Source organism: Sphingomonas sp. Leaf208, assembly GCF_001421415.1.
GTDB lineage: Bacteria > Pseudomonadota > Alphaproteobacteria > Sphingomonadales > Sphingomonadaceae > Sphingomonas.
In genome coordinates this window covers 1-23,576 of record NZ_LMKH01000011.1, presented here as the reverse complement: position 1 = coordinate 23,576, position 23,576 = coordinate 1, and the positions used below count along the sequence as shown (strand labels likewise).

The window sequence follows — 23,576 nt, the reverse complement described above, 5'->3', positions numbered from 1 at the left end:
CAAGTCCTTCCCGCGCCGTTTCACTGCCACGCTAACGGCGCGACCCTGCATCACATGCTGAAACGGAGGCCGACCCGGAAAGTCCGACCGGCGATGTCATACAGTGCCGGATTGACGAAATTCGGGAACGCCGGCGGCTCCTTGTTGAACACGTTGTCGACTTTGAAATAGCCGGTGACCTGCTTGGTGACGTTGTACGTGCCACCGACGTCCATGTAGAAGGCGCCCGGCATGAAGTTATTGTCGATCGTCGGTCGGTTGTTCGTCGATACGGGGCAAGCGCCGGGCGAGCATTCCACATATTGGCTACCGAACACCCCGTCGCTGAACCAGCGCTCCTGCAGCAACAGCGAGAAGTCGTCATTGGCATAGGTCTGCGTCGCCAGCCATTTCCAGTCGGGCGTGTTTCCGGAATTGACGCCGGCGCTGTCGATCGGAATCGTTCCGGGCAGGCCCGTATCGGTCGCGAACTTGCGGATGTTGGTCGCAAGCGCGCGCAGCGTGAAGCTGCCCGGCAGACCGAGCGGACGCCGCCAGCGATAGCTTGCCTCGATATCCAGCCCGTTGGTGTCGATCGAGGCGAGGTTGAACGCCTGAACGTTGATGAAGTTGGGCCCGGCGGAGTTGTTGAGGTTGAACGCGCTGCAGGTTTCGGGAAGGATATTCTGGAAACAGAGGTTGACGATGTCCCCGGTGCCGAGGCTCGAGATCACGTCCTTGATCTTGATGTGGTAATAATCGACCGAGAGGCTGAGACCGGGAAGCCAGGAGGAGCCGGAAAAGGCGATGCCAGCGGTCGTGTTGCGCGCGATCTCGGGCGTAAGGGCGGCGTTGCCGATCGTATTCTGGATCGCAAGTACGTTGACGTTGCGGAACGGATCGAAGAATCCGGGTAGCGTCGTAGTCGTCGGTGCAGCGAACAGCTCCGATAAGTTCGGTGCCCGAACATCGCGAGAGGTCACACCACGCAAACGCAACCCGTCGATCGGCAAGTCCCAGGTGCCGCCAATCTTCCAGGCCCAAACGGTGCCCGACGTGCTGTAGTCGGTTACTCGAATTGCGCCGTTTACCGCCGCGCGTCCGGTCCCTTCCGAATTTAGGATTGGCACGTTGGTTTCGACGAACGCCTCTTTAACGCTGTAGGCGCCGCTGCCGTTCTTGTAGTTGCCCGCGTACCAGTTGTTGCCCCCGGGCAGTAGCGTAGGATCGGCGGGGTAATCGGGCGTGTTTGGCGTAGCACTAGTACCTGCACCGTATGGATCCGCCCGCACGGTATAGAATTCATGCCGGAACTCGCTCCCGAACGCGAACGAGACGGGCCCCGCCCACAGACTGAACGGAGAACCCGAGAAGTTGACGCTGATCACGTCCTGGGTCTGGCGGGTCCGCTGGTACGGGCCGTTGTCGGGCATGATGTAGCCGAGCGCCCCCTGCGACGGATTGCCACCGAAGATGTTGAGAGGCTGACACCCGTTCGCACGCGCGACAGGATTGGCACAGACTATCGCTCCGTTCACCGTGGTCGCATTGATCGCCTGGTTGAAACGGTTCGACAGCATGACGTTGTTTACGTCGATGTTCGAATAGTTGGTGCCGTGTTCGAAGTACATGTCGTAGGTCCAGTCGGACCCGGCGACGGATTGGCGGCCCTTGGCACCGGCGACGAAACGATACTGACGGCGATCGGTATAGACCTGGGTGTTCCCCAAGGCGGCGTTGCTCGTACCGTATACGAAGCTTGTGATCCCCGCGGTGGTGCAGGCAGCCTGAACCGACGCAGGTACGAACGGATTGGCGCACTGGATCGTCAGGTTCGGCCGGTTCATACCTCCGATCGGCTGGTTGTTGGTTTTCACCTGACCAATGTTGGCAGTGATGTAGACCTCGTTGTCGGGCGCCCAGTCGAAACCGATGCGACCATAATTGGCTACCCGCTGCAACCGTGACTGAAGCGAACGCCCCACATCGACATTTCCCGATAGGTCGCCTCCAAGACAACTTCCGGGGAAACAGCCAATTACGGAACCTGATGCGTTACGTGATGGTACGCCATTTGAGCCATACTGAAACTGAAACGGGTTGCCAGACTGATCAAAGGCCGTGCCCTGCAGCGGGCCAGCGGTGATCAGCCCGAATTTCGTATAGCTGTATTGCTGGGAGTAGTCCCGAACGAGGTATTGGGGTGATCCGTCATTGAAGACGTTTCGATTGATCAAGGTAGTCTGCCGGAACCAGTCCCGCCCGCTTGCAAGGTCGGTGCCCAAACCTCCTCCCTTGATACCGTCTTCATGCGCGTATTCGGTGCTCCCGACGATATGGAGGCGATCGTTGAGTAGACTCGTTCCGCCAGCAAGCTGGAGAAGGACCTGTTCGTTGTCACCGTACGTAGTGATGCCGCCCTGAACGTTGCCCTTCAGACCCTTGAACCGGGTATCGGTAATGAAGTTCACGACCCCGCCAACCGCGTCGGACCCGTAGGAAGCCGAGGCACCGCCGTTGACGACATCGACGCGCTTGATGAGTATCTGCGGGAACAGGCTTACGTCGGGTACGCCGGTGACGTTGGCACCGACGACGCGCTGGCCATCGATTAAGGTTAGGGTACGGATCGCACCAACGCCGCGCAGCGAGAAGGAACTAAGCCCCTGGGCGCCGCTCGATGTGCTGAACGTACCAGTGCTCGTGCCGGTCGATCCCTGCAACGACGGCAACTGAGCGATGGTCGTGAAGACGTTTGGTTGTGCATTGGCGGCAATGGCATTGGCATCGATCACGGTTGTCGGCGTCGGCGCGGTGAAACCACCGGTCGTAATGCGCGATCCGGTAACGACGATGTCCGTCGACGCTGGTTCACCGGTCGCGGGATCCGGCGCAGCAGGCGCTATCTGTTGAGGAGCAGCCGTGGTGATAGTGCCCTCGGGTGCGACGGGCGATGACGCGGCGGGCACGTCCTGCGCTTGTGCGAAGGCTGGCACAGCATGCAGGCAGGCAGCAATTGCCATGAGGCTCGTCGCCCCGATTTGCAGCCGGTGCCTACGCAACGTTCTAAACTCGATTGCCATTCTGATCCTCTCCCAACCGCCCAGCTTATTCCTGGTAACGTTATCTTCTTCTCAGCTGCGGAAAGGGCTGCGCTCGATCGCGCAACCTTTCCTTGCCATATCTTGGTACAACGCGACGCTAACGTGCCCTGTTGTTTTCATTTATGCAACTGCAATTCTTCTAGTAAAATGCGTTGCTTTTTGAGGATGGCGGATCGAGGGCATGATCGTTCTTGTGCGAAGCATACGCGACAGAGCACCGTAAGCAGTCAACGATATAACACTGTATGCATTTTGGTAAACACAGTGTTTATATTGAAAAAATCAAGTTTCTTCACTGATGTGACAGAGGTCAGCGACATGTCATACGCGAAAGACACCTCCCTCGTCATGACATCCTTCGCTATCCTGTTGACACACTGGTGACGTGCAAGCTTTAACCTGGATACTATAAGGCAATCTGTGCTCACTTTGATTGTACCGGCACTTACATCCAAGCGCCTAGCTGCCATGGCACAAATTCGAAGTCACCGACACCAAGTCCTTCGGACTTGGTCTGCTTACCAGATGCCGTCTCGAGCATTTTTCGATAAACAACTTGACCAATTTCGTTCGGCGTTGCCCCATCCAGTATCAGCGAGCAGTCTACGTCAATGTCGTTTGCCATCGACTGTGCGAGTACGGGATTGGACGCGAGCTTGAGGCAGGGCGTGGGTTGCGCTCCAAATACCGAACCTCGTCCGGTCGTGAAGGCGAGTAAATTTGCGCCCGTGGCAATCTGACCAGTGGCCGAGCAGGGGTCATATCCTGGAGAGTCCATGAACACGAGCCCGCGCCGCTTGTGTTGCTCTGCATAGAGCAGCACATCTGCGAGCGGTGCCGTCCCAGCCTTTGCAATAGCGCCGAGAGACTTCTCGTAGATGGTCGTGAGCCCACCTGCCTTGTTGCCTGGCGACGGATTGTTGTCGAGGCTGGCACCGTGGCGTGTAGCGTAATCCTCCCACCACGCGATCCGCGCCAAGAGTTGCGCCGCGACCTCGGAAGACGCGGCGCGCGCGAGCAGTAGATGTTCCGCCCCGTAGATCTCTGGTGTTTCGGATAGGATGGCGGTGCCGCCCTCCGCCACCAACAGGTCCGTCGCCGCGCCCAATGCCGGGTTCGCGGTCACGCCGGACCAGCCGTCGGACCCACCGCACTGCAGCCCGAGTACCAGATCGGCCGCCGGGCGGGTCGTACGGCGATCGGCCGACGCCTCCTCGATCAACTCGGCTACGATCGCACTACCGCGGGCGATCGCTTCCGCCGTACCGCCCGCCTCCTGGATGGTCAGCGTCCGTAGGCGCACTCCGGGCGACAGATTGTGACGCGCCAGCATGTCGTCGATCTGCGCCACCTCACAGCCAAGACCGACCAGCAGCACGCCGCCGAAGTTCGGGTGGCGGGCGTAGCCAGCGAGGGTGCGCTCCAAGGTGTCGAACCCGTCGCCCGAGCGTGACATGCCGCACCCGCTTGAATGCGTGAACGGCGCCACAGCATCGATACCCGTCGGCAGGCAGTCCTCGAACCCGCGCGCGATCCGACGAACCACGGTGGCGGAACAGTTGACGCTGGCGATGATTCCGATGGCATTGCGCGTACCGATTCCGCCGTCGGCGCGCAGATACCCTTCGAACGTTGCCCCTGGCCGAACGGTGGCGGGCGCGTGCGCTGTCCCGGCGACGGCTTCGGCAAGCTTGCGTTCGGGTAGCGCCAGATTGTGCACATGGACATGCTCGCCCGCCAGGACGTCGCGAGTGGTGATGCCGATTGGGTAGCCGTATTTTCGAACTACCTGGCCCGCAGCAAGCGGATGGAGCGCCATCTTGTGTCCGCCGGGCATGGCGTCGCGCGCGGTGATTCCCAGAACGGGATCGCCCGGCGATGCAGCATCGATAAGCACCGCGACGTCGTCACGGTCTGATAAGCGTAGCGCGCGCACTGTCATTTCTTCACCTCATAGCGTTGTGCAAGCGCGCGCAGTTCCGGCATCGGAACCTCGCCCCCGCTTGCGTCGACCCAGTCGACGAAACCGCCGACGCGTTTGGCAATCTTGGCCGCATGGCTAGCGTGGATGTCGGCCAAGCGGTGTTCGATGAACGGGTTGGCGAACCGGTCTATCGTATTGCCGACATAGGTCGCCGCCTCGTCGCCAAGGCCCCCGGCGGCGAAGCCAGGCACGACTTCGTCGTTATAGAGACGGCGCAGGTCAGCAAGCGTGTCCTCATCCGTCATCGCCTGCCGCACTGTCGCGTCCGGCATCGCGCCGGCGCGGTGCCAGCGTTCGGCCAGCCAGCTGTGACCAAGGTTGAGGATATGAAGCTTCAACCGTTCGAAGCGTGGCAGATCATCGGTGACGATGATGGCCTGATGGGTGAAGGGCAAGACCAACCCTGGCTGATCTTGGATCGCCCACAGAGCATAGGGTTCGGCAACCGCACCGGCGGGATGGATCGGTTCGCTGACGATCCGGTCGACCAGCGTGTCCACCCACAGACAGGCGGCGCCGAGCCATTCGACGAACGCGGGCTGCAGGCGCAACTGCTCCGCGAGATCGAGCACTGTCGCTCGCAGAGTCTGGCCGTTGCCGACAACCAGCTCGCAAGGCAGGATCGTCACCCCCGCCCCGCCGAACTGCCAGCGGCGATTGAGCAGCGCAAGCAAGATTGCGGGAAAACTGCGCGGCGACTGATCGCCGGCAAGCATGATGCGATCCTCTGGCGGAACCGTATAACCATGATCGCCGGTGTTCGACACGACATGGGTTACCTCCCCGACGAACAGCGCACAGAGCTCCGGCCAGTCGCGCGCAACCGCTAGACCGCGGACGACGCTGCGCACCTGCACGGTGCGCTGGACCGGCTCTCCGCCCTCCAGCCCCCGGATCACGACGGGAAAACCCGCAGTGTCGTCGAACGCCACCAGCCGGTGCGCACGTACCGGGTCGTCGCTCACCTGCACGATCACGATGTCGGCGACCGTCTGGCCCGCATCGCGAGCCTCGGACGCGAATAGATCGACATGCGCCTGAAGAAAACGGCTGGTGCCAAACTGGAGGATCATCGCGCGCGCCCGATCGCATAGGCGCGTAGCGCATTACCGCCGAAGATCGCCGCCTCCGCGTCCGGGCAGCATCGCGCGACCCAGTCGGCGACCAGATCAACCACGCGGTCATAAGAGGCGGCGAGCAGGCATACCGGCCAGTCCGACCCCCAGATCAGCCGCTCGGGACCGAACACCGCCAGCACATGATCAAGGTAGCGCTCGACGTCATCCGGCGTCCACGCGGTGTGATCGGCCTCGGTCACCAGCCCCGACACTTTGCACCACACGTCCCGCCGCTCGCCGACGGCGGAGATACGGTCCGCCCAAGGCTGCCATCCCTGCCCAGCGATGTCGGGCTTGGCGGCATGATCGAGCACGAAGCGGCCTTCGCCCACCCTGTCGAGGAACTGCGGCACAGTTTCAAGCTGCCCGTGGTTCACGAGGAGGTCGTACGTTAACCCCTGCTCCACTACCGCGCGGACACCATTAATAAACGTGCCGGCAAGAAGGAAGTCGGATTCGTCCTCGTCCTGCACCACGTGGCGATAGCCGACGACCAGTGGATCGGTGTGCTCGTCCAGTAGCGCTGTAATATTGGGCGCGCGCAGGTCGATCCAGCCGACGACTCCAATGATGGCTGGCTCTTGCCGCGCGGCGTTGAGCAGGAAGCGGGTTTCCTCTGGCGATTGCCGCGCCTGCACCGCGATCGCCGCATCAAGCGCGGCATCGTCTAATGCCGATCTCAAATCTTCCGTTGCGAAGTCCCGCGCGATTGCAGAGCCGGACGCGATCCAGCCGAACACGCTGGGATCGTATCGCCAGAGATGGTGGTGCGCGTCGATTCGCATTCGCGAGGCCGTTCTCATTTCTCAAGTATGATAGCCAAGTTGCACATATGAGAATGGTCGTCTAGTACGGGGGCCAGTCTGAACGGAAAGAAGCGCAATGAAAGCGGTCGTCTGCCAAGAGCCGTATAACCTGACGATAGAGGAGCGACCCGCGCCCCAGGCGGCGCCGGGGGAGGTGATCGTCCGTGTCCGCCGCGTCGGGCTGTGCGGCACAGATTATCATATATATGCCGGACGGCATCCCTTTCTGGCTTATCCACGCGTCATGGGACACGAACTCTCCGGCGAGGTGGAGCATGTCTCCGACATGTCGCCCTTCCATGTCGGCCAGCAGGTCGCGATCAACCCGTATTTGACCTGCGGGACCTGCATCGCGTGCCGGAAGGACAAGCCCAATGCCTGCGTCAACATCCGGGTGCTGGGCGTCCACACCGACGGCGGTATGGCCGAGCTGCTCGCTGTCCCCGAGAGCGCGTTACTCGACGCAACCGGGTTGACGCTCGATCAGGCGGCGATGATCGAGTTCCTGGCGATCGGTGCGCACGCGGTCGCACGCGCGGCGGTGGCGGCGGGGGAGCGCGTGCTGGTGGTGGGCGCGGGGCCGATCGGCATTGCCTGCGGGCTGTTCGCGCGTTCCAACGGTGCGGAAGTAACCCTCACCGACACCCGCCTGCCGCGGCTTGCCTATGCGCGCGAGCGGCTGGGGTTCGACGACACGGCGGATGCGACGGCCGACCTAGACGGGTCGCTGGCGGAGCGTACCGGAGGCGAAATGTTCGACACGGTGTTCGACGCCACAGGTTCCCTGAGTGCAATGGCGCAGAGCCTCGGTTATGTCGCGCACGGCGGCAAGCTGGTGCTGGTCGGGGTCGCTCCGGGCGACCTGGTCTTCTCCGATCCGGAACTGCACAAGCGGGAGACCACCCTGCTCGCCAGCCGCAACGCACACGCCTCGGATTTCGAACGCGTCCGCGAGGCGATCCTCGCCGGCGAGATCCCGACGGCGGCGCTGCACACCCACAGCCTTCTCGCCGATGACCTGCCACAGCGCCTGCCCGGCTTGATCGCCGAGGCGGACCATGTGGTGAAGGCAATCGCCAGCTTCTGAAGGCCCCAAACCCATGAAGACATCCCGCACAGCCTTTCTCCAACGCCTAGCGGCGAGCGGTCCGTTCGGATTTGGCGCATCCACGCTCGGCAACCTTTACCGCCAAATCGATGACGCTCAAGCGCGCGCCACGGTGAACGGTGCCTGGGATCAAGGTGTGCGCTATTTCGACACCGCACCTTTTTATGGCTTTGGGCTTAGCGAGCGACGACTAGGCGATGCGCTGCGCGAGCGGCCTCGCGATGCGTTCCTACTGTCGACCAAGGTCGGAAGGCTTCTGGTACCCGGAGGTGCTGCCGACGAGCGGTTCGGCTTCCACTCGCCGATGCCGTTCGATCCCGTGTACGATTATAGCTACGACGGCGTCATGCGCTCGGTCGAGGCAAGCCTGCACCGGCTGGGGCTGGCGCGGATCGACGTGCTCCTGATGCACGATCTCGGCCGCCTGACTCACGGCGCAGACCACGACCGCACCTTCGCGGAGGCAGTGGACGGCGGCTTCCGCGCGATGACGGAGCTGCGCGACGCGGGTGTCGTCTCTGCGATCGGGCTGGGCGTGAACGAAATCGCGGTCTGCGAGGCGAGCCTCGCGCACGCCGATCTCGACCTGCTGATGATCGCAGGTCGCTACACCCTGCTCGAGCAGGAGGCGGAGCGTTTCCTCGCGCAGTGCGGCGCGCGAGGAATTGGCGTGGTAGGCGCAGGAGTCTACAACTCTGGAATCCTTGCTACTGGCACGCGGGGAGAACCGCCGCACTATGACTACGGCATCGCTCCCGAGGAGGTGATCGGCCGGGTCGCCGCGATCGAGCGGTGCTGTGAGCAGTTCGGCGTGCCGCTACCGGCGGCGGCACTGCAGTTCGCCGCCGCCCATCCTGCGGTTGCGACGGTGGTGCTCGGCACCGGCAGTCCCGACCGGATCAAGCAGACGGCCGATCTCATCCGCCTGCCGATCCCCGCCGCTTTCTGGCAGGCACTGCGCGCTGAGGGTCTGGTAAGCGGTGACTGTCCGACACCGACCGCCTGAGCATGAGCGCAACAACGATAACCGTGCAGGGAGCAGGACGGCGATGATGGGAGATACGGGCCCGATGGAACCCGCCGAAGCGGCAGGTTCCTTCATCACGCCAACCTACCGGTTCGGCTTCGTGCTGATCATCAGCCTGTTCTTCCTTTGGGCGCTGGCGAATAACTTCAACGACATCTTGATCCGCCAGTTCCAGAAGTCGCTGGGTCTCGATCGCGCGCAAGCCGGTTTCATTCAGTTCGTATTCTACATCGGCTATTTCGTTGTCGCGCTGCCGGCTGGCCTGCTGATGCGGCGCTTTGGATACAAGGCGGGAATCCTTACGGGACTGTTGCTGTATGCAGGCGGCGCGCTGCTGTTCTTTCCCGCCTCCCTGATGCTCAGCTACGGCGCGTTCCTGTTCGCGTTGTTCATGATCGCGGCGGGGGCGGCGTGCCTGGAGACGACGGCAAACGCATATGCCAGTTCCTTCGGCGACCCCGGAACGGCGGTGCAGCGGCTGAACCTGGCGCAGGCGTTCAACGGTCTGGGCGCGTGCCTGGCGCCAGTGATCGGCGCGTTGCTGATCTTCACGGGCGTCGAACATTCCTCCGCGACCGTAGAGGCGATGAGCCCAGCCGCGCTCGCCGCCTATCGCGCGAGCGAAGCGAGCACGGTGCAGCTTCCCTATACCCTCCTCGCGTTGGCGGCGTTGCTCGTCGCTGGCGCGGTGGCGGTGACCCGCCTCCCCGCCGCCCAGCCGCACGACGGCGCGAGCCTGGCCGACCAGTTCCGCCGCCTCTCCCGTCACCGACCGCTAGTTGGCGCTGTGATCGCGCAGTTCTTCTACGTCGGTGCCCAAGTCGGCATCTGGAGCTACTTCATCGATTTCGTGAAGGACGTGACGCCGTCGGTGACGGAGCGGAACGCGGCATTCCTCCTGTCGGCCAGCCTGGTGCTGTTCATGATCGGCCGGTTCAGCGGCACGGCAATAATGGCGCGGGTGCGGCCGGCGCGGCTGCTCGGCGCCTATGCGCTCGCCAATGTCATTCTGTGCGCGGTTGCAGCGTTTGCGGGCGGGTGGATCGCGGTCGGCGCGCTGATGGTCTCCAGCTTCTTCATGTCGATCATGTTCCCGACGATCTTTGCACTCGGGATCGAAGGGACAGGGCCGGCCAAGCCGCTCGGCTCATCCTTCATCATCATGGCGATCATCGGCGGGGCGATCTTTCCCCCGCTGATGGGCATGGTCGCGGTACGGGCGGGCGGAGTGCCGATCGCGATGCTGCTACCGCTTGTCTGCTTCGCCGCGATCGCGATCTATGCCCGGCGGATCAAGCCGGAATTGACTCACCCGGCTTGATAGCCGAGCGCGTCGGAAATCGCGGCGACCGCCTCGCGCAGCAGCCCCCGTGCCGCATCAAGCCCGACCTTCTGCGATCCGTCGATTAATTCCAGGAATGGAATTGTCAGCGCCGCGACCACGTTGCCATCGAAGCCGTGCACCGGAAAGCTGATGTCGGTGACGCCGTAGGTGATCGGGCTCCTGCGGCTGTCATACCCTTGCTCGCGAATGACCGCCAAGCTGTGGGTTAGCGCCCGCTGGTCCACCGGTGCCGTCCGCTCCTGCTCGACGGCGGCGACAATCTGATGCGCGCGCTGCTCGCCGGAAAATGCGAGAATCACCTGCCCCGAACAGCTGACGATCATGTCGATCCGGGCCCCGACGCGCAGCGAGAACCCGCGCGTTCCCGGCTGCTGCTCACAGGCAACGACGAGGCCATGGCCGCCGTTCGCGACCACCAGATGGCACGACTGCCCGGCTGCGAGCGCCAGCCCCTGCATCACCGGCGTCGCAGCGCGGACCAGATGCTGGGCTGGCGTAGCGCGCATCGCCACGTCGAGCAGCTTGTAGGCGACGGTATAACGATCGGTCGTCGCCGATTTACGCAGGTAGCCGAGGCGCTCCATCACAATAACAATGCGGAACAGCTCACCGACGGTACGCCCGAGCCGGGCCGCCATTTCGCTGAGCAGCATGCCCTGCGGGTATTCGGCCAGATGCTCGATGACCTCGAAAGCCTTCTCCAGCGCAGGAGCGGCATAAGTGCCTTTGACGTCTTTGCGTTCCACCGACCTACCCCGACCTTCGTTCGCTTCACACTATGGCGGATCACACCGCAGCGCAAAGCCAGTTCGTTTTTGTTAATGAGAACTGGTACTCACCTGCGAAAAAGGGATGGCCTCGGTACGAGAGGTTGGCTAGTCTGGCGCAAATAGAATGTGAAAGGGATGGCATGCGGATGGTCGAACGGAATCGGCTGAGGATCGGCATGGTGCTGGCGGGTTTCGCTCCTTCGTCGTTGCTCGGCGTCGCGGCCGCCCAGACGCCGACCGATGCGATCTCTCCGGACCGGCGCAACCGCATCGAGGTGACAGCGGACGGCGGGAAGCTGCGCTTCACGGTAACGCGAGACGGCAAGGCCGTGCTCGCGCCCTCCCCAGTCGGCCTGTTCACTGATCAGGGTGCGCTCGGCAGCGATGGAGTGGAGGTAACGGGTACCGATCGAACGTCAGTCAGCGAAGTATACCGCCCCGTAGTGGGCAAGGCATCTCAGGTACCCGACAGCTACAACCAGCTTACGCTTCACCTGCTTCGCAAGCGTGACGGCGTCCGCTTCGACCTAATTGTCCGTTCCTATTCGGAGGGCGTTGCGTTCCGCTTCGTCGTGCCCGCCCAGGACCGGTTCAAGTCACTCGACGTCTATTGGGAAACTACAGGTTTCTACTTTCCGGCGGACTATGGCTGCTGGGGTGCCAACGCCGGCACCTACGTCAACAGTCATGAGTTCGAGTTCGATTCGGTGCAGGCGTCGAAGATGCGCACCTTCCACCTGTACGACGCTCCCCTCCTGTGCGCGACGGGCAAGGGCACGACCTTCGCGATCGCGGAGTCAGACAAGCGCGACTATGCTGGAGCCTACCTGCGCGGCCGCGGCGACGGCGGGCTCGGAGTCAACATCAGCCTGACGACCAGGCCGGACAATGCGCAGGACGGTACCGGATTCAAGACCGCCGTTCACGCCTCATTGCTGGAAGGGCCGCTGATCACCGCATGGCGGGTGGTCATGCTTGGCGATACGGCGGGCGATCTTATACCGTCCAATCTGATTCAACTCCTGGCGGAGCCGTCCCGCATCGCTGACACGAGCTGGATCAAGCCGGGCAAGTCCGCGTGGGACTGGTGGAACGGCTGGGCCGTCGACGTGCCCAATGCGGGCGTCAACACCACGACGTTCAAGAAGTACATCGACTTCGCGCAGAGGCTGGGGCTGGAATACACCCTGATCGACGAAGGCTGGTACAGGGGGAGCTCGGAAGGACCGGCTCCGGCCGACGTCACCGTGCCCAAACCCGAAGTCGATATCCCCGGCGTCGTCAAATATGGCGCCGAGCGCGGCGTCGGCGTGTGGGTGTGGCTGCAGTGGAAGCAGCTTGAACGACAGCTCGACGCCGCCATCCCGCTTTACGCCTCATGGGGCATCAAGGGGATCAAGGTCGATTTCATGGACCGCAACGATCAGGAGATGGTCGCGTTCTATCACCGCTTGCTCAAGAAGGCGGCCGAGCATCACCTCATGGTCGATCTGCACGGTGCCTATCCGCCCGACGGACTGGCGCGTACCTGGCCGAACTTCGTCACGCAGGAAGGTGTGCTCGGTGCCGAATACAACAAGTTCGGGACGCGGATCACCGCCAGCCACAATGTGACGCTGCCTTTCACGCGCGGACTACTGGGACCGATGGATTACACGCCGGGCGGGTTCCGCGCGTTGCCGCCGGCCGAGTTCGCGACGCAGGTCCGTTCGCTGCGTCCGTATGTGATGACGACGCGCGGCCATGGGTTAGCGATGTACGTCGTCTACGACAGCCCGGTCGTGATGCTTTCGGATAGCCCGGACAGCTACGTCGCGGCCGACGGCACGCTGAAGGAAGGCGCGGACTTCCTGCGCGATGTGCCAGCAAGCTGGGACGAGACGCGATTTCTGACCGGGGAGATCGGCCAGTACATCGTGGTGGCCCGGCGCAAGGGCGGAACCTGGTACGTCGGCGCGATGACGAACGAGACCGGTCGCAAAATTACTGTCCCGCTCTCGTTCCTGGAAAAAGACAATCGCAACTGGCAGGCGCGGGTCTGGCAAGATGGCGACACCATGAACAGCCTGCAGACCCTCTCCACGCGCATCGGAGGAAGACGGTCGCTCTCACTTAACTTAGCGCCCTCCGGGGGTGCGGTGGCGATCCTGAACTCCGAATGACACCCGCGAATAGAATCGCCGGAACGCTGACGGATACGTGCTGCGCGAAAGCGAAATGGAAAGGTTACCCATGCTGAAATCGCTAATCACAGCCACCGGTTCGTCGCTGGCTCTCGCTGCTGCCATCGGCGCGGCACCGGCGAACGCGCAAGCCGGCGCGCGGGCGGAAGCCGATGCAAAGGCGCGCGAGATCGTCGGCAAGCTGACGACGGACGAGAAGGTGGCGCAGTTGTTGAACACCGCGCCGGCCGTCCCCCGTCTGAACATTCCCGCCTACAATTGGTGGACGGAATCACTGCATGGCGCGATGGGCGGCGTGCCGACGACGAACTTTCCCGAGCCGATCGGCCTGGCAGCCACGTTCGACGCGCCCCTCGTCCGCCGCGTGGCTGAAGTGATCAGTACGGAGGTGCAGGGACTGCATACGCTCGGCCGACGGACGGGGCGCCTGGGGCGCATCGGTACCGGGCTCGACACGTGGTCGCCCAACATCAACATCTTACGCGATCCGCGCTGGGGCCGCGGACAGGAGACCTATGGCGAGGACCCGTTCCTGACCGCGCGGATCGGCGTGGCGTTCGTGAACGGCATCCAGGGCGACAATCCCGATCTACCGAACGTCGTGGCGACACCGAAGCATTTCGCGGTGCACAGCGGCCCGGAGCAGAGCCGCCACGTGGACAACATCTACCCGACTGACCATGACCTGGAGGACACCTACCTCCCGGCGTTCCGCGCGGCGATCGTCGATGCAAAGGCGGGTTCGATCATGTGCGCGTACAACCGCGTCTATGGTCAGTCGGCATGCGGTAGCCAGCTATTGCTGCGCGACTATCTCCGCGGCGCGTGGGGCTTCAAGGGCTATGTCGTGTCGGACTGCGACTCGGTGGTCGACATCTACGAGCATCACAAATACGCGCCTGACGCTGCGACCGGCGTCGCAGTGGCGCTGACGCACGGCGTCGACAACGAGTGCAACAACGCCACGCTGGGCGGCCGCATGGATCTGGGCGATCGCTATACGGAGTCACTGCGACGCGGCTACATCCGCACGGAGGACATCGACACGGCGCTCGTCCGCCTTTTCTCGGCTCGCTACCGCAACGGCGACCTTCCCGGTCTGTCCGCGCGCAAGCCCAACGCGACATCGGTCAGTGCGATCGACACGCCGGAAAGCCGCACGTTGGCGCTGACCGCGGCGGAGAAGAGCCTCGTGCTGCTCAAGAACGACGGCGCGCTGCCGTTCCGTCCGGGCACCAGGGTAGCGCTGATCGGGCCGCTGTCCGACGCCACCCGCGTGCTGCGCGGCAATTACTCCTCGACGCGGAGCGCTCCCCCGATCTCGGTCGCCGACGGTTTGAGGCAAGCGATGCCCGGCGCGGACGTGACGGTCGTGCCGTTCACCGCCTCTGTCACCGATGGCGATCCCGTACCGGGCTCGGTGCTGGTCACCCCCGACGGTCGCCCGGGCATCCGCACCGAATATTACAATGCTCCCGACGAGAATGCACTCTCGCCCGGGGCGGAGCGGCGCTTCGCAGTCAAGCCGGTCTTGACCAGCGTGGAGCCCAGCATCGTCTCGCGCGCGTCGGAGTTCCGTCAGGTCGCGAGCAAGTACAGGGTCCTGTTCTCCGGCTCGCTCGTCGTCCCTGAGACCGGACTCTATCGTCTCGCCTTGACCGGCGTGAAGGGCACGCTGTCGCTTGCCGGCAAGCCGCTGGTCGAGGCAAAACGCTACTCCCGCTGGGCCGAGCCGCTACAGTTGGTCGACGCGCAGCTAAGGAAGGGCGATCGGGTAGCGATCGACTTGCAGGGGGAGAGCGATATTGCGCCGCCCGCCCAGATCTTCTGGAAGAGGATCACCGACGATCTCGATCGCGACTTGAAAGCCGGCACGGCAAACGCGGACGTCGTAGTCGCCGTGGTCGGTCTCACCTCCGATCTGGAGGGCGAGGAAATGCCGATCAAGATCGAAGGCTTTTCGGGCGGCGACAAGACGACGCTGGATATCCCTGCGGACCAGCGCGCGCTGCTGGAACGGGCTAGGGCCCTGGGCAAGCCGCTGGTCGTGGTGGCGATGAACGGCAGCGCGATCGACCTGTCCTGGGCAAAGGACAATGCCGCCGCGATCGTCGAGGCCTGGTATCCCGGGCAGTCGGGCGGTCTCGCTGTCGCCAACGTGCTGACCGGCAAGGTCAACCCTGCCGGCCGCCTGCCGCTGACCTTCTACAAAAGCGTCGCCGACCTGCCCCCGTTCACCGACTACAGCATGGCCGGCCGTACCTACCGTTACTTCAAGGGGACACCCGTCTATCCGTTCGGCCATGGCCTGAGCTACACGAGCTTCCGCTATGGCAAGCTGTCGATCGATCCGGCGTCGGGCGGTATCGAGAACGGTTTGACCGCCACGGTCGACGTCACGAACACAGGCGACCGCGCCGGCGACGAGGTGGCGCAAGCCTATATCACGCCACCGGGCTTCGAGGGTGCTCCGCGCCAGGCGCTACGCGGATTCGAACGGGTGTCGTTGAACCCGCACGAGACGAAGCGGATCACCATCGCCTTGTCGCCGCGCGATCTAAGCTTCGTCACGGCCGAAGGCGAGCGCCGACTGATCCCCGGAGAGTATCGACTGACCGTCGGATCTGGGCAGCCCGCGGCAGGCATTCCTGGATCATACGCGGCGTATGCTGTCCGCAAGACAATAGATCTGCCCAAGTGACCGTCGGCTCACTCGACGGGCGCCGCAAGTAGGGAGTGCAGGACATCAACGACGCCAGCAAACTCAGCCGTCGGAGCGTATTAAAGCGGTCCGTCGGCACGGCGGCCGCACTAGGATTGCCGCACGCGGGTCTGGCCGAGCTATCGTCCGAGTCTCCCGACACGCGGTTGTGGTACCGTCAACCGGCAGAACGCTGGGTCGAGGCGCTGCCGATCGGCAATGGCCGCATCGGGGCCATGGTGTTCGGCGGCGTCGATCATGAGCGACTTCAGCTCAACGAAGATACCTTGTGGTCGGGAGGTCCGTACGATCCGGTCAACCCTGACGCACTGGCGGCCTTGCCAGAGGTACGGCGACTAGTCTTCGCCGGACGTCTTCAGGAGGCACAGGCGTTGGCCAACGCCAAGCTGATGGCCAAGCCGCTTAGCCAGATGTCCTATCAGACCCTCGGCGACCTCTTCATCAGCCTGCCAACGATCACTGCAGACTCCATCCGTGACTACGAACGCGCCCTGGATCTCGATACGGCAGTCGCGACGACAGGCTTCGCCGCTGGAACCGTTCGCCACGAACGGTCGGTTTTCGCCTGCCCGGTGCATCAAGTCATCGCCGTCCGCCTCGTCGCTAGCAAGGCCGGCTCCCTCGACTGCGACATCGGTCTCCGCTCGCCGCAGTCCGGAACGCTGACGATCGCCGACGACACGTTGATCCTGTCGGGCAGGAATTCCGCCAGCGAAGGGATCGCCGGCGCACTCCGGTTCGAAGCGCGGGCTCGCGTGCTCCACGAGGGCGGGACGGTGGAGAGCCGGGCTGGCGAGATCGGCGTGCGTGGCGCCCGGACGGTGACCATCCTGATCGCGATGGCGACGAGCTACCGCGGCTTCAACGACGTCGGGGGTGATCCCGCAGCAATCACTCGTAGGCAGATCGAAGTGGCTGCGGCCATCGGGTTCGATCGTATCGCCGCTACTGCCGCTGCCGAGCACTGGCGACTCTACGGGACCGTACGCATCAATCTCGGCCGGACGCCCGCTGCCGACCGACCTACCGACGTGCGAATTCGCCTGAGCGAAACAAGCGATGATCCCGCACTGGCGGCATTGTATTTCAATTACGGCCGATACCTGCTGATCGCCTCGTCGAGAGCAGGATCGCAGCCGTCCAATCTCCAGGGCATCTGGAACGATCGCGTGCGGCCGCCTTGGGGCTCCAAGTACACGATCAACATCAACACGGAGATGAACTACTGGCCGGCCGAGCCGACCGGCCTGGCCGAATGCACCGCTCCACTCATCGCCATGGTCCGGGAGCTCGCTGCAAGCGGCGCGAGAACCGCACGGGACATGTACGGTGCCCGCGGCTGGGTCGCGCACCATAACACCGACCTCTGGCGCGCCACCGCGCCCATCGACGGCGCATCCTGGGGCTTGTGGCCGACAGGCGGCGCTTGGCTCTGCACGCATTTGTGGGACCGTTGGGACTATGGACGGGACAAGACCTATCTTGCGTCGATCTACCCGTTGTTGCGCGGCGCCGCCGAGTTCTTCGTCGATGTCCTACAGCGCGATCCGACGACCGGGCACATGGTCACCAATCCGTCCATCTCGCCAGAGAACGAGCACCACAAAGGCGTGTCAATCTGTGCGGGACCCGCGATGGACATGCAGATTCTGCGTGACCTGTTTGACCAGACCGCTGCGGCGGCGGGCATCCTGGGCGTCGATCGTGGATTTGTGACGCAGATCAAAAACCTGCGAGCCCGGCTCGCGCCTGACAAGATCGGCACGGGCGGGCAGTTGCAGGAGTGGCAGTCGGACTGGGATGCGGACGCGCCCGAGCCTCAGCATCGGCACGTGTCGCAACTCTATGCCCTCTATCCAAGCCACCAGATCAACCTGGAGGACACCCCGCGGTTGGCCGCCGCGGCACGTCGGTCGCTTGAGATCCGCGGCGACAAGGCCACCGGGTGGGCTACGGCTTGGCGGATCAATCTCTGGGCACGGTTGCAAGAGGGCGACCGGGCCCACGGCATCCTGAAGTTCCTGCTCGGTCCGGAGCGCACCTACCCGAACATGTTCGATGCACATCCACCGTTTCAGATCGACGGCAACTTCGGTGGAACGGCCGCGATAGCGGAGATGCTTGTGCAGAGTCGTGGAGAGGATATCTTCCTGCTGCCCGCCCTCCCCTCTTCTTGGCCGAGCGGCAGTATCACCGGATTGCGCACGCGAGGCTCCACTGCGATCGACCTGCACTGGAAGGACGGCCGATTGGTCACCGCAACGCTTGTTTCAGCAGAGGCTGGTACGAGGACGGTAAGACTGGGCGAACGCGCAATTCAAATTCGGCTCCGTGCTGGCAAGCCTAGAAACCTGAATGCGAATGAATTTGAGGCGATTTAGAGGTTCAGTATCGCGCTCCACGTATATCCTCACTGCTCATATCCTGCGATGCCTGCCCGGTGGCCAAACAAAAAAGCCGGGAGCCATCGCGCGTTACTTTGGTGTCGATGTTCTATGCCCGCATACGTACGCTTCGAACGTACAGGCGACGCCCAAGAACCAACGGCTCATTGATAGCATTGCTACGCTGAAGTCGGCCCGATCCGTTCGGTTTGTCATCAGCCGGTGGTATTGCAGTGCCCCTAATCTTATCTGCGTACTGATTATCGCGACCCGACGCCTACCATCCCGGAACGCTTGAGGTTTTTGCCTGTGAAAAACCGTTCTCACTTTCGTTCGGATGGGGCATAGCATCTGCCAAGCCCACACGGGGCCTGGGAACGGGGATGCGACGCGATATGAAGCTTGGTCCGGTAATCGGTTTCGCATGGCTCGTCAGCATGTCATCCGGGTTTTTCGTCTTGGGATCGATCGCATCAGCGCAGAACCGACCAGTTCCGCCTATATCGCCCCAAATCGATTCCAGTCGTCCTGACTGGGAAAACCCCGCCATATTTGCCCGCGGAAAGGAGCCAGCCCGGGCTACGGCCTTCCCGTTCGAGAGCCGCGAGCTTGCACTTGCCGATGACCGATCTGCATCGCGCCGCTTTCTCTCGCTGAACGGTAAATGGCGCTTCTTCTTCTCTCCCAATGTCGATGGCGCTCCCGCCGACTTCTACCGAGATGATTTCGACATTTCTGCGTGGCGGCAAATCCGCGTGCCAGCCGACTGGCAAGCGGAAGGTTACGACCAAGCGCGCTACAACAACGTCACCTATCCGTTCCCCGCAAACCGGCCACTGATTCCGCACGACCGCAACCCGGTCGGCTCCTATCGACGCGACGTCGATGTGCCGGCGAGTTGGTCCGGTCAGGACGTGATCCTCCACATCGGTGCGGCTGGATCAGCGTACTACGTTTGGGTCAACGGGCAGCAGGTTGGATATAGCGAGGATAGCAAGCTGCCATCCGAGTTCAACATCACGCCTCACCTGCGTCCGGGCAAAAACAGCATATCGATGCGCGTTTATCGCTGGTCCGATGGTTCTTATCTGGAGGATCAGGATTTCTGGCGCGTCTCGGGCATCGAGCGCGAAGTCTTCCTGATGGCCGCGCCTCGGACGCGCATACGGGACTTCACCGTGCGCGCTGGACTGACCGACAATTGGCGCAATGGCACGCTGGACGTCATCGCCAAGGTACTCCCCGGCAGTGCGGCGATGACCGTTCGCGCGACGCTGTTCGACGGCGACCGTACGTTGTCACGCCGAACGGCGCGCGTGAGCGCCGGCAGGGCCGAGCAAAACGTTCGCCTGACCGATCGCCTGACGAATGTACGCAGTTGGTCGGCGGAAACGCCCAATCTCTACACGCTTTTGCTCGAACTTACCGACGCGAAGGGAGCCGTCATTCAGGCGACCAGACAGCGCGTGGGATTTCGCGACGTTGCGATCCGGGGTGGCCAACTGCAGGTCAATGGCCGGCCGCTCTATATCCGCGGAGTTAATCGCCACGAACATGATCCCGATACTTTCCATGTCATCTCGATGGAGTCGATGCGTCGCGATATCGAGCTGATGAAGCAAAACAACGTGAACGCCGTGCGATCGTCCCACTATCCCAATGATCCGCGCTGGTATGATCTGGCTGACGAATACGGCCTCTATGTCATGGACGAGGCGAATATTGAATCGCACGCCTACATGGAAATGGGCTGGAAAGGCGAGAAGGAGCGCAAACTCTACCATCTAGGCTATGATCCGGCATGGGAAGCGGCACACGTCTCGCGCGTCGCCAACATGGTCGAGCGCGACAAGAACCACCCGTCGATCATCTTTTGGTCGCTGGGTAACGAAGCTGGCGTTGGGCCAGCGTTCGAAAGGGGAGCGGCAGAAGCGCGACGCCTGGATCCCACGCGGCTGGTCAGCTATCTCGGCTTGGGTACGTTGCCGGAGCTCAAACCCAATCCATACGGCGATATCTTCGCGCCCATGTATTACACCGTCGATCAGACGATCGCGTACGCGCATGATGGGCGTTTCGCTCAGCCGCTGATCCAGTGCGAATATTCCCACATGCAGGGTAATAGCGGCGGCAATCTCGCCGACTACTGGGACGCGATTTACGCCAACCCCAAGCTGCAAGGGGGCTTCATCTGGGACTGGGTCGATCAGTCGATGAACGCGCGCGACGAGAATGGCGAGCCGTATTGGGGGACGGGAGATCTCTACGGTCCCAATCCCGGCGGCGAGATTGAGTTCGGTGATGGGCTGATCCAGCCCGACCGCACGCCGAACCCCCATCTGTTCGAGATGCGCAAGGTGTACCAGCCGATTGCGTTCCGCGCTGACGACGTGGCGAAGGGGCGCTTCACCGCGATCAACCACAATGACTTCAGCAATCTATCAGAATTCGACCTTGGCTGGATATTGCTGGATGAGGGGATCGAGGTCGCGCGCGGCGAAATGCCTACGATTGACGTGGCGGCACGCGGACAAGGAAAGCTGTCGGTCTCGCTGCCGGCCATCCGCCAACCAGACCATGAATATGTCCTGACACTTACGGCGCGAGCGCGCGGGGGCGCATCTGCCTTGGTGCCTGCGGGCCACCTGATTGCTTGGGACCAGTTCGTGCTGCCTAACGATGCCGCACGCGGTGTGACCGCTGCCTCCAGTGGTTCGGCAGTCGTTCACGAAACGGCCAATCGCGTCACCCTGTCCGGCGGGGGGTCCGAATTGCAAATCGACCGCATCACTGGATTGGTCGATTATCGCAAGGATGGGCGATCCATCATCACAGGTGGATCGCCGAACTTCTACCGTGCGCTTACTGATAACGACATCGGGACTCAGATCGCCCGCACGCACGACTTATGGAAGACGGCGTCAGCGTCGAGGACGGTCCAGAGCGTCGCCGTCGAACGCTCGACGCGTAGCGACATCGCAGTTCGCGTTCGCTTTGCCGTTGGCAATGGCGCCGCAACCTTTGAAAGCCGATACGTGATGCATGGCGACGGGGCGGTCGCGGTAGATGCGCAATTTACGCCGGCGGACACATCGCTGCCCGCCCCTTTTCGGGTTGGAATGGCGTTCGTTATGCCTAGCGAATACTCCAACCTGGAGTGGTACGGAAAGGGACCACACGAAAGCTACCAGGACCGACAGACGGGTGCCGCGCTAGGACGTTGGGCGGGTGCTATCGCTGCGCAGAATCACGATTACATGCGACCGCAGGAAACGGGGAATAAGGTCGCCGTGCGTTGGCTGGCCATACGAGGCACAAATTTGACGACGTTGAGGGTGAAGGGTGGCCAACCGCTATCGGCCAATGTGCTTACGTTCCCGTACGAAGACCTATCGCGTCGGCCGCCGGGCACTCGTCGTAGTAGCGACATTGTGCCGCATGGTCACGTCAGTGTAATGATAGACGCGGTTCAGAGCGGCCTTGGCGGTACGGACAGTTGGAGCCCACACGGTCGTCCACTTGAGCGCTACCGTATTCCACTAAGCCCGCTTCGCTATGTCTTTACGATGTCGAATGACCAAACGGCATCTGCGACACAAGGAGCGATGCCTGCAAGCGCGACGGCTTCGCCAATTGAATTCTGATCCGCAGCTTACCGCCGGGTGATCAATACTTGGTGCGGTCGGCACCGCTCGACAAACGATCACTGGCTTATCCAACGTTTTCATGAGGCAATCCTATTGCCGGTAGGTAAATTATGGCGAACCGGACAAACTCGTCAACACGACCCCAAGCTTAAGGCGACGAACAACTACCTTATGCTTATGCTCATAGTTATCGTTAAACAATATGTCGTTGTTTACCAGTAGATGGCCAACATCCCGACATTCACGGCACCACCGCAAATTCCGAAAATTCGACACTTGTTCAGGTTTGTGGAGCCGCTCGATATAGTCTATGGTTCGGGTCCGACGATAGGGGCCTGTGACCCATGCCTCGCCTCTTCTCTGACGAGAACTTGCTGCACGCGTGGAGGTGGAGGAGCCTTGTCGGAGCGGTAGAAACTGCCGCCCCTGCCGGGAGCATTGACGGCGCTGGTAGCGGGAGTACTCCTACAATTAAGATGGGGAGATGCTCGTGAAACATTGGAGCCCTCATCCTTCGATCCTGAAGATCAGTGACCTTAAATGGACAAAAAAGGACGCGTGGGCGCCGCAGGCCATCGCCAAGAACGGGAAATTTTATCTGTACGTACCCGCCGAGCATGACGACACCCACCCCGGCAAAGCCATCGGTGTTGCGGTGTCGGACACGCCGACCGGCCCCTTCAAGGACGCGCGCGGCTCGGCGCTGATCACGAACGAGATGACGCCCAAGGGCCAGCACAGCTGGGAAGACATCGATCCCACCGTGCTCACCGACACCGACGGCACGACCTGGATCGCGTGGGGCAATCGCGAATGCTACATCGCCAAACTTAAGCCGAACATGATCGAGCTCGACGGACCGATCCGGGAGATTACCCCGCCCTTCTACGTAGAAGGCCCGTGGCTGCACCGACGCGGTAATCTCTACTACCTCACCTATGCCTCCATGGACCCAGCGGCAAAGCTGGGGGCCAAACCCGGGGACGAACACGTGTCCTACGCTGCGCTGACGATCGGCGCTCAGAAGGGCGCGCTTGGACGTCGCGCAGTTACCGTAGAACGTCTCTATTATAATCCGGATGGCACGATGAAACCGGTCGCTCAGACCGAAGCAGGAGTGTCTGGCCCGCAACTCAAGCGTAAGCGGTGAAGTGTCGCGGAGTTTGCTGGCTGCACGCTGCCGATCCTCTGTTAATTAAGCGAATGGGGTTAGTCTAAGATGACGCGATTTGGTTTGACCTTGCTTTGTGCCATGGCTGCGATGTCGGTACCGGCCGCAAGCGCGCCACCGCGCCCTACGGCTGCTCGGGCCGCCTCGGATCGCACGTGGGTTGCAGCGTGGGGGTATGTCGTCTCGCCACCACCGCCCGGTCAGCAGCCGGCCCCTTTCACGCCTCCC

At 62.4% G+C, this 23,576-nt stretch carries 13 protein-coding genes; 8 read left to right on the top strand and 5 right to left on the bottom strand.

Translation table 11 applies throughout. The features are described 5' to 3' along the window. Positions 1-50: 50 nt before the first annotated feature. The 4 genes from ASE69_RS06175 to ASE69_RS06160 form a co-directional block, all read right to left on the bottom strand. Positions 51-3,002, bottom strand: coding sequence for a TonB-dependent receptor domain-containing protein (locus ASE69_RS06175; protein ID WP_235518227.1), 2,952 nt, complete (start codon positions 3,000-3,002; stop codon positions 51-53). 526 nt (positions 3,003-3,528) lie between these two features. Then, on the bottom strand, positions 3,529-5,025 hold the full coding sequence (locus ASE69_RS06170) for a UxaA family hydrolase (protein WP_056484415.1): 1,497 nt from the start codon (positions 5,023-5,025) through the stop codon (positions 3,529-3,531). Then, positions 5,022-6,140 carry a D-mannonate oxidoreductase gene (locus ASE69_RS06165; RefSeq protein WP_056484412.1) on the bottom strand — a complete coding sequence of 373 codons (1,119 nt, stop codon included), beginning with the start codon at positions 6,138-6,140 and terminating at the stop codon, positions 5,022-5,024. The genes ASE69_RS06170 and ASE69_RS06165 overlap by 4 nt, the downstream gene beginning before the upstream one ends. After that, positions 6,137-6,988, bottom strand: a complete 852-nt coding sequence (locus ASE69_RS06160; protein WP_056484408.1) for an amidohydrolase family protein — start codon at positions 6,986-6,988, stop codon at positions 6,137-6,139. The genes ASE69_RS06165 and ASE69_RS06160 overlap by 4 nt, the downstream gene beginning before the upstream one ends. A gap of 79 nt (positions 6,989-7,067) precedes the next feature. Here ASE69_RS06160 and ASE69_RS06155 point away from each other — a divergent pair, with 79 nt between their 5' ends. Genes ASE69_RS06155 through fucP form a run of 3 tightly spaced genes read left to right on the top strand, consistent with a single transcriptional unit; the run spans position 7,068 to position 10,447 of the window. Next, positions 7,068-8,078 (top strand): zinc-binding alcohol dehydrogenase family protein, encoded by a 1,011-nt coding sequence (locus ASE69_RS06155; RefSeq protein ID WP_056484407.1) that lies wholly within the window; start codon positions 7,068-7,070, stop codon positions 8,076-8,078. Positions 8,079-8,091: 13 nt separating this feature from the next. Further along, positions 8,092-9,105 carry an aldo/keto reductase gene (locus tag ASE69_RS06150; RefSeq protein ID WP_056484405.1) on the top strand — a complete coding sequence of 338 codons (1,014 nt, stop codon included), beginning with the start codon at positions 8,092-8,094 and terminating at the stop codon, positions 9,103-9,105. Between the two features lie 43 nt (positions 9,106-9,148). Continuing rightward, positions 9,149-10,447 carry an L-fucose:H+ symporter permease gene (gene fucP, locus ASE69_RS06145; protein WP_235518224.1) on the top strand — a complete coding sequence of 433 codons (1,299 nt, stop codon included), beginning with the start codon at positions 9,149-9,151 and terminating at the stop codon, positions 10,445-10,447. Here the strand turns inward: fucP and ASE69_RS06140 are convergent. Further along, positions 10,435-11,217, bottom strand: a complete 783-nt coding sequence (locus ASE69_RS06140) for an IclR family transcriptional regulator (RefSeq protein ID WP_056484400.1) — start codon at positions 11,215-11,217, stop codon at positions 10,435-10,437. The two genes, fucP and ASE69_RS06140, sit on opposite strands and share 13 nt — an antisense overlap. 32 nt (positions 11,218-11,249) lie before the next feature. On the opposite strand from ASE69_RS06140, the gene ASE69_RS06135 reads away from it, so the two are divergent. The 5 genes from ASE69_RS06135 (at position 11,250) to ASE69_RS06115 (ending at position 23,327) form a co-directional block, all read left to right on the top strand. Continuing rightward, positions 11,250-13,403 carry a glycoside hydrolase family 97 protein gene (locus tag ASE69_RS06135; RefSeq protein WP_235518222.1) on the top strand — a complete coding sequence of 718 codons (2,154 nt, stop codon included), beginning with the start codon at positions 11,250-11,252 and terminating at the stop codon, positions 13,401-13,403. Between the two features lie 70 nt (positions 13,404-13,473). After that, positions 13,474-16,125 carry a glycoside hydrolase family 3 C-terminal domain-containing protein gene (locus tag ASE69_RS06130; RefSeq protein WP_200924132.1) on the top strand — a complete coding sequence of 884 codons (2,652 nt, stop codon included), beginning with the start codon at positions 13,474-13,476 and terminating at the stop codon, positions 16,123-16,125. Between the two features lie 35 nt (positions 16,126-16,160). Continuing rightward, complete coding sequence (locus ASE69_RS06125) at positions 16,161-18,527, top strand: glycosyl hydrolase family 95 catalytic domain-containing protein (RefSeq protein WP_235518220.1); 2,367 nt, start codon at positions 16,161-16,163, stop codon at positions 18,525-18,527. Positions 18,528-18,925: 398 nt separating this feature from the next. Then, positions 18,926-22,174, top strand: coding sequence for a glycoside hydrolase family 2 TIM barrel-domain containing protein (locus ASE69_RS06120; RefSeq protein ID WP_235518217.1), 3,249 nt, complete (start codon positions 18,926-18,928; stop codon positions 22,172-22,174). Between the two features lie 493 nt (positions 22,175-22,667). Next, positions 22,668-23,327: a family 43 glycosylhydrolase gene (locus ASE69_RS06115; protein ID WP_235518216.1), complete on the top strand. Its 660-nt coding sequence runs from the start codon at positions 22,668-22,670 to the stop codon at positions 23,325-23,327. Positions 23,328-23,576 lie beyond the last annotated feature (249 nt).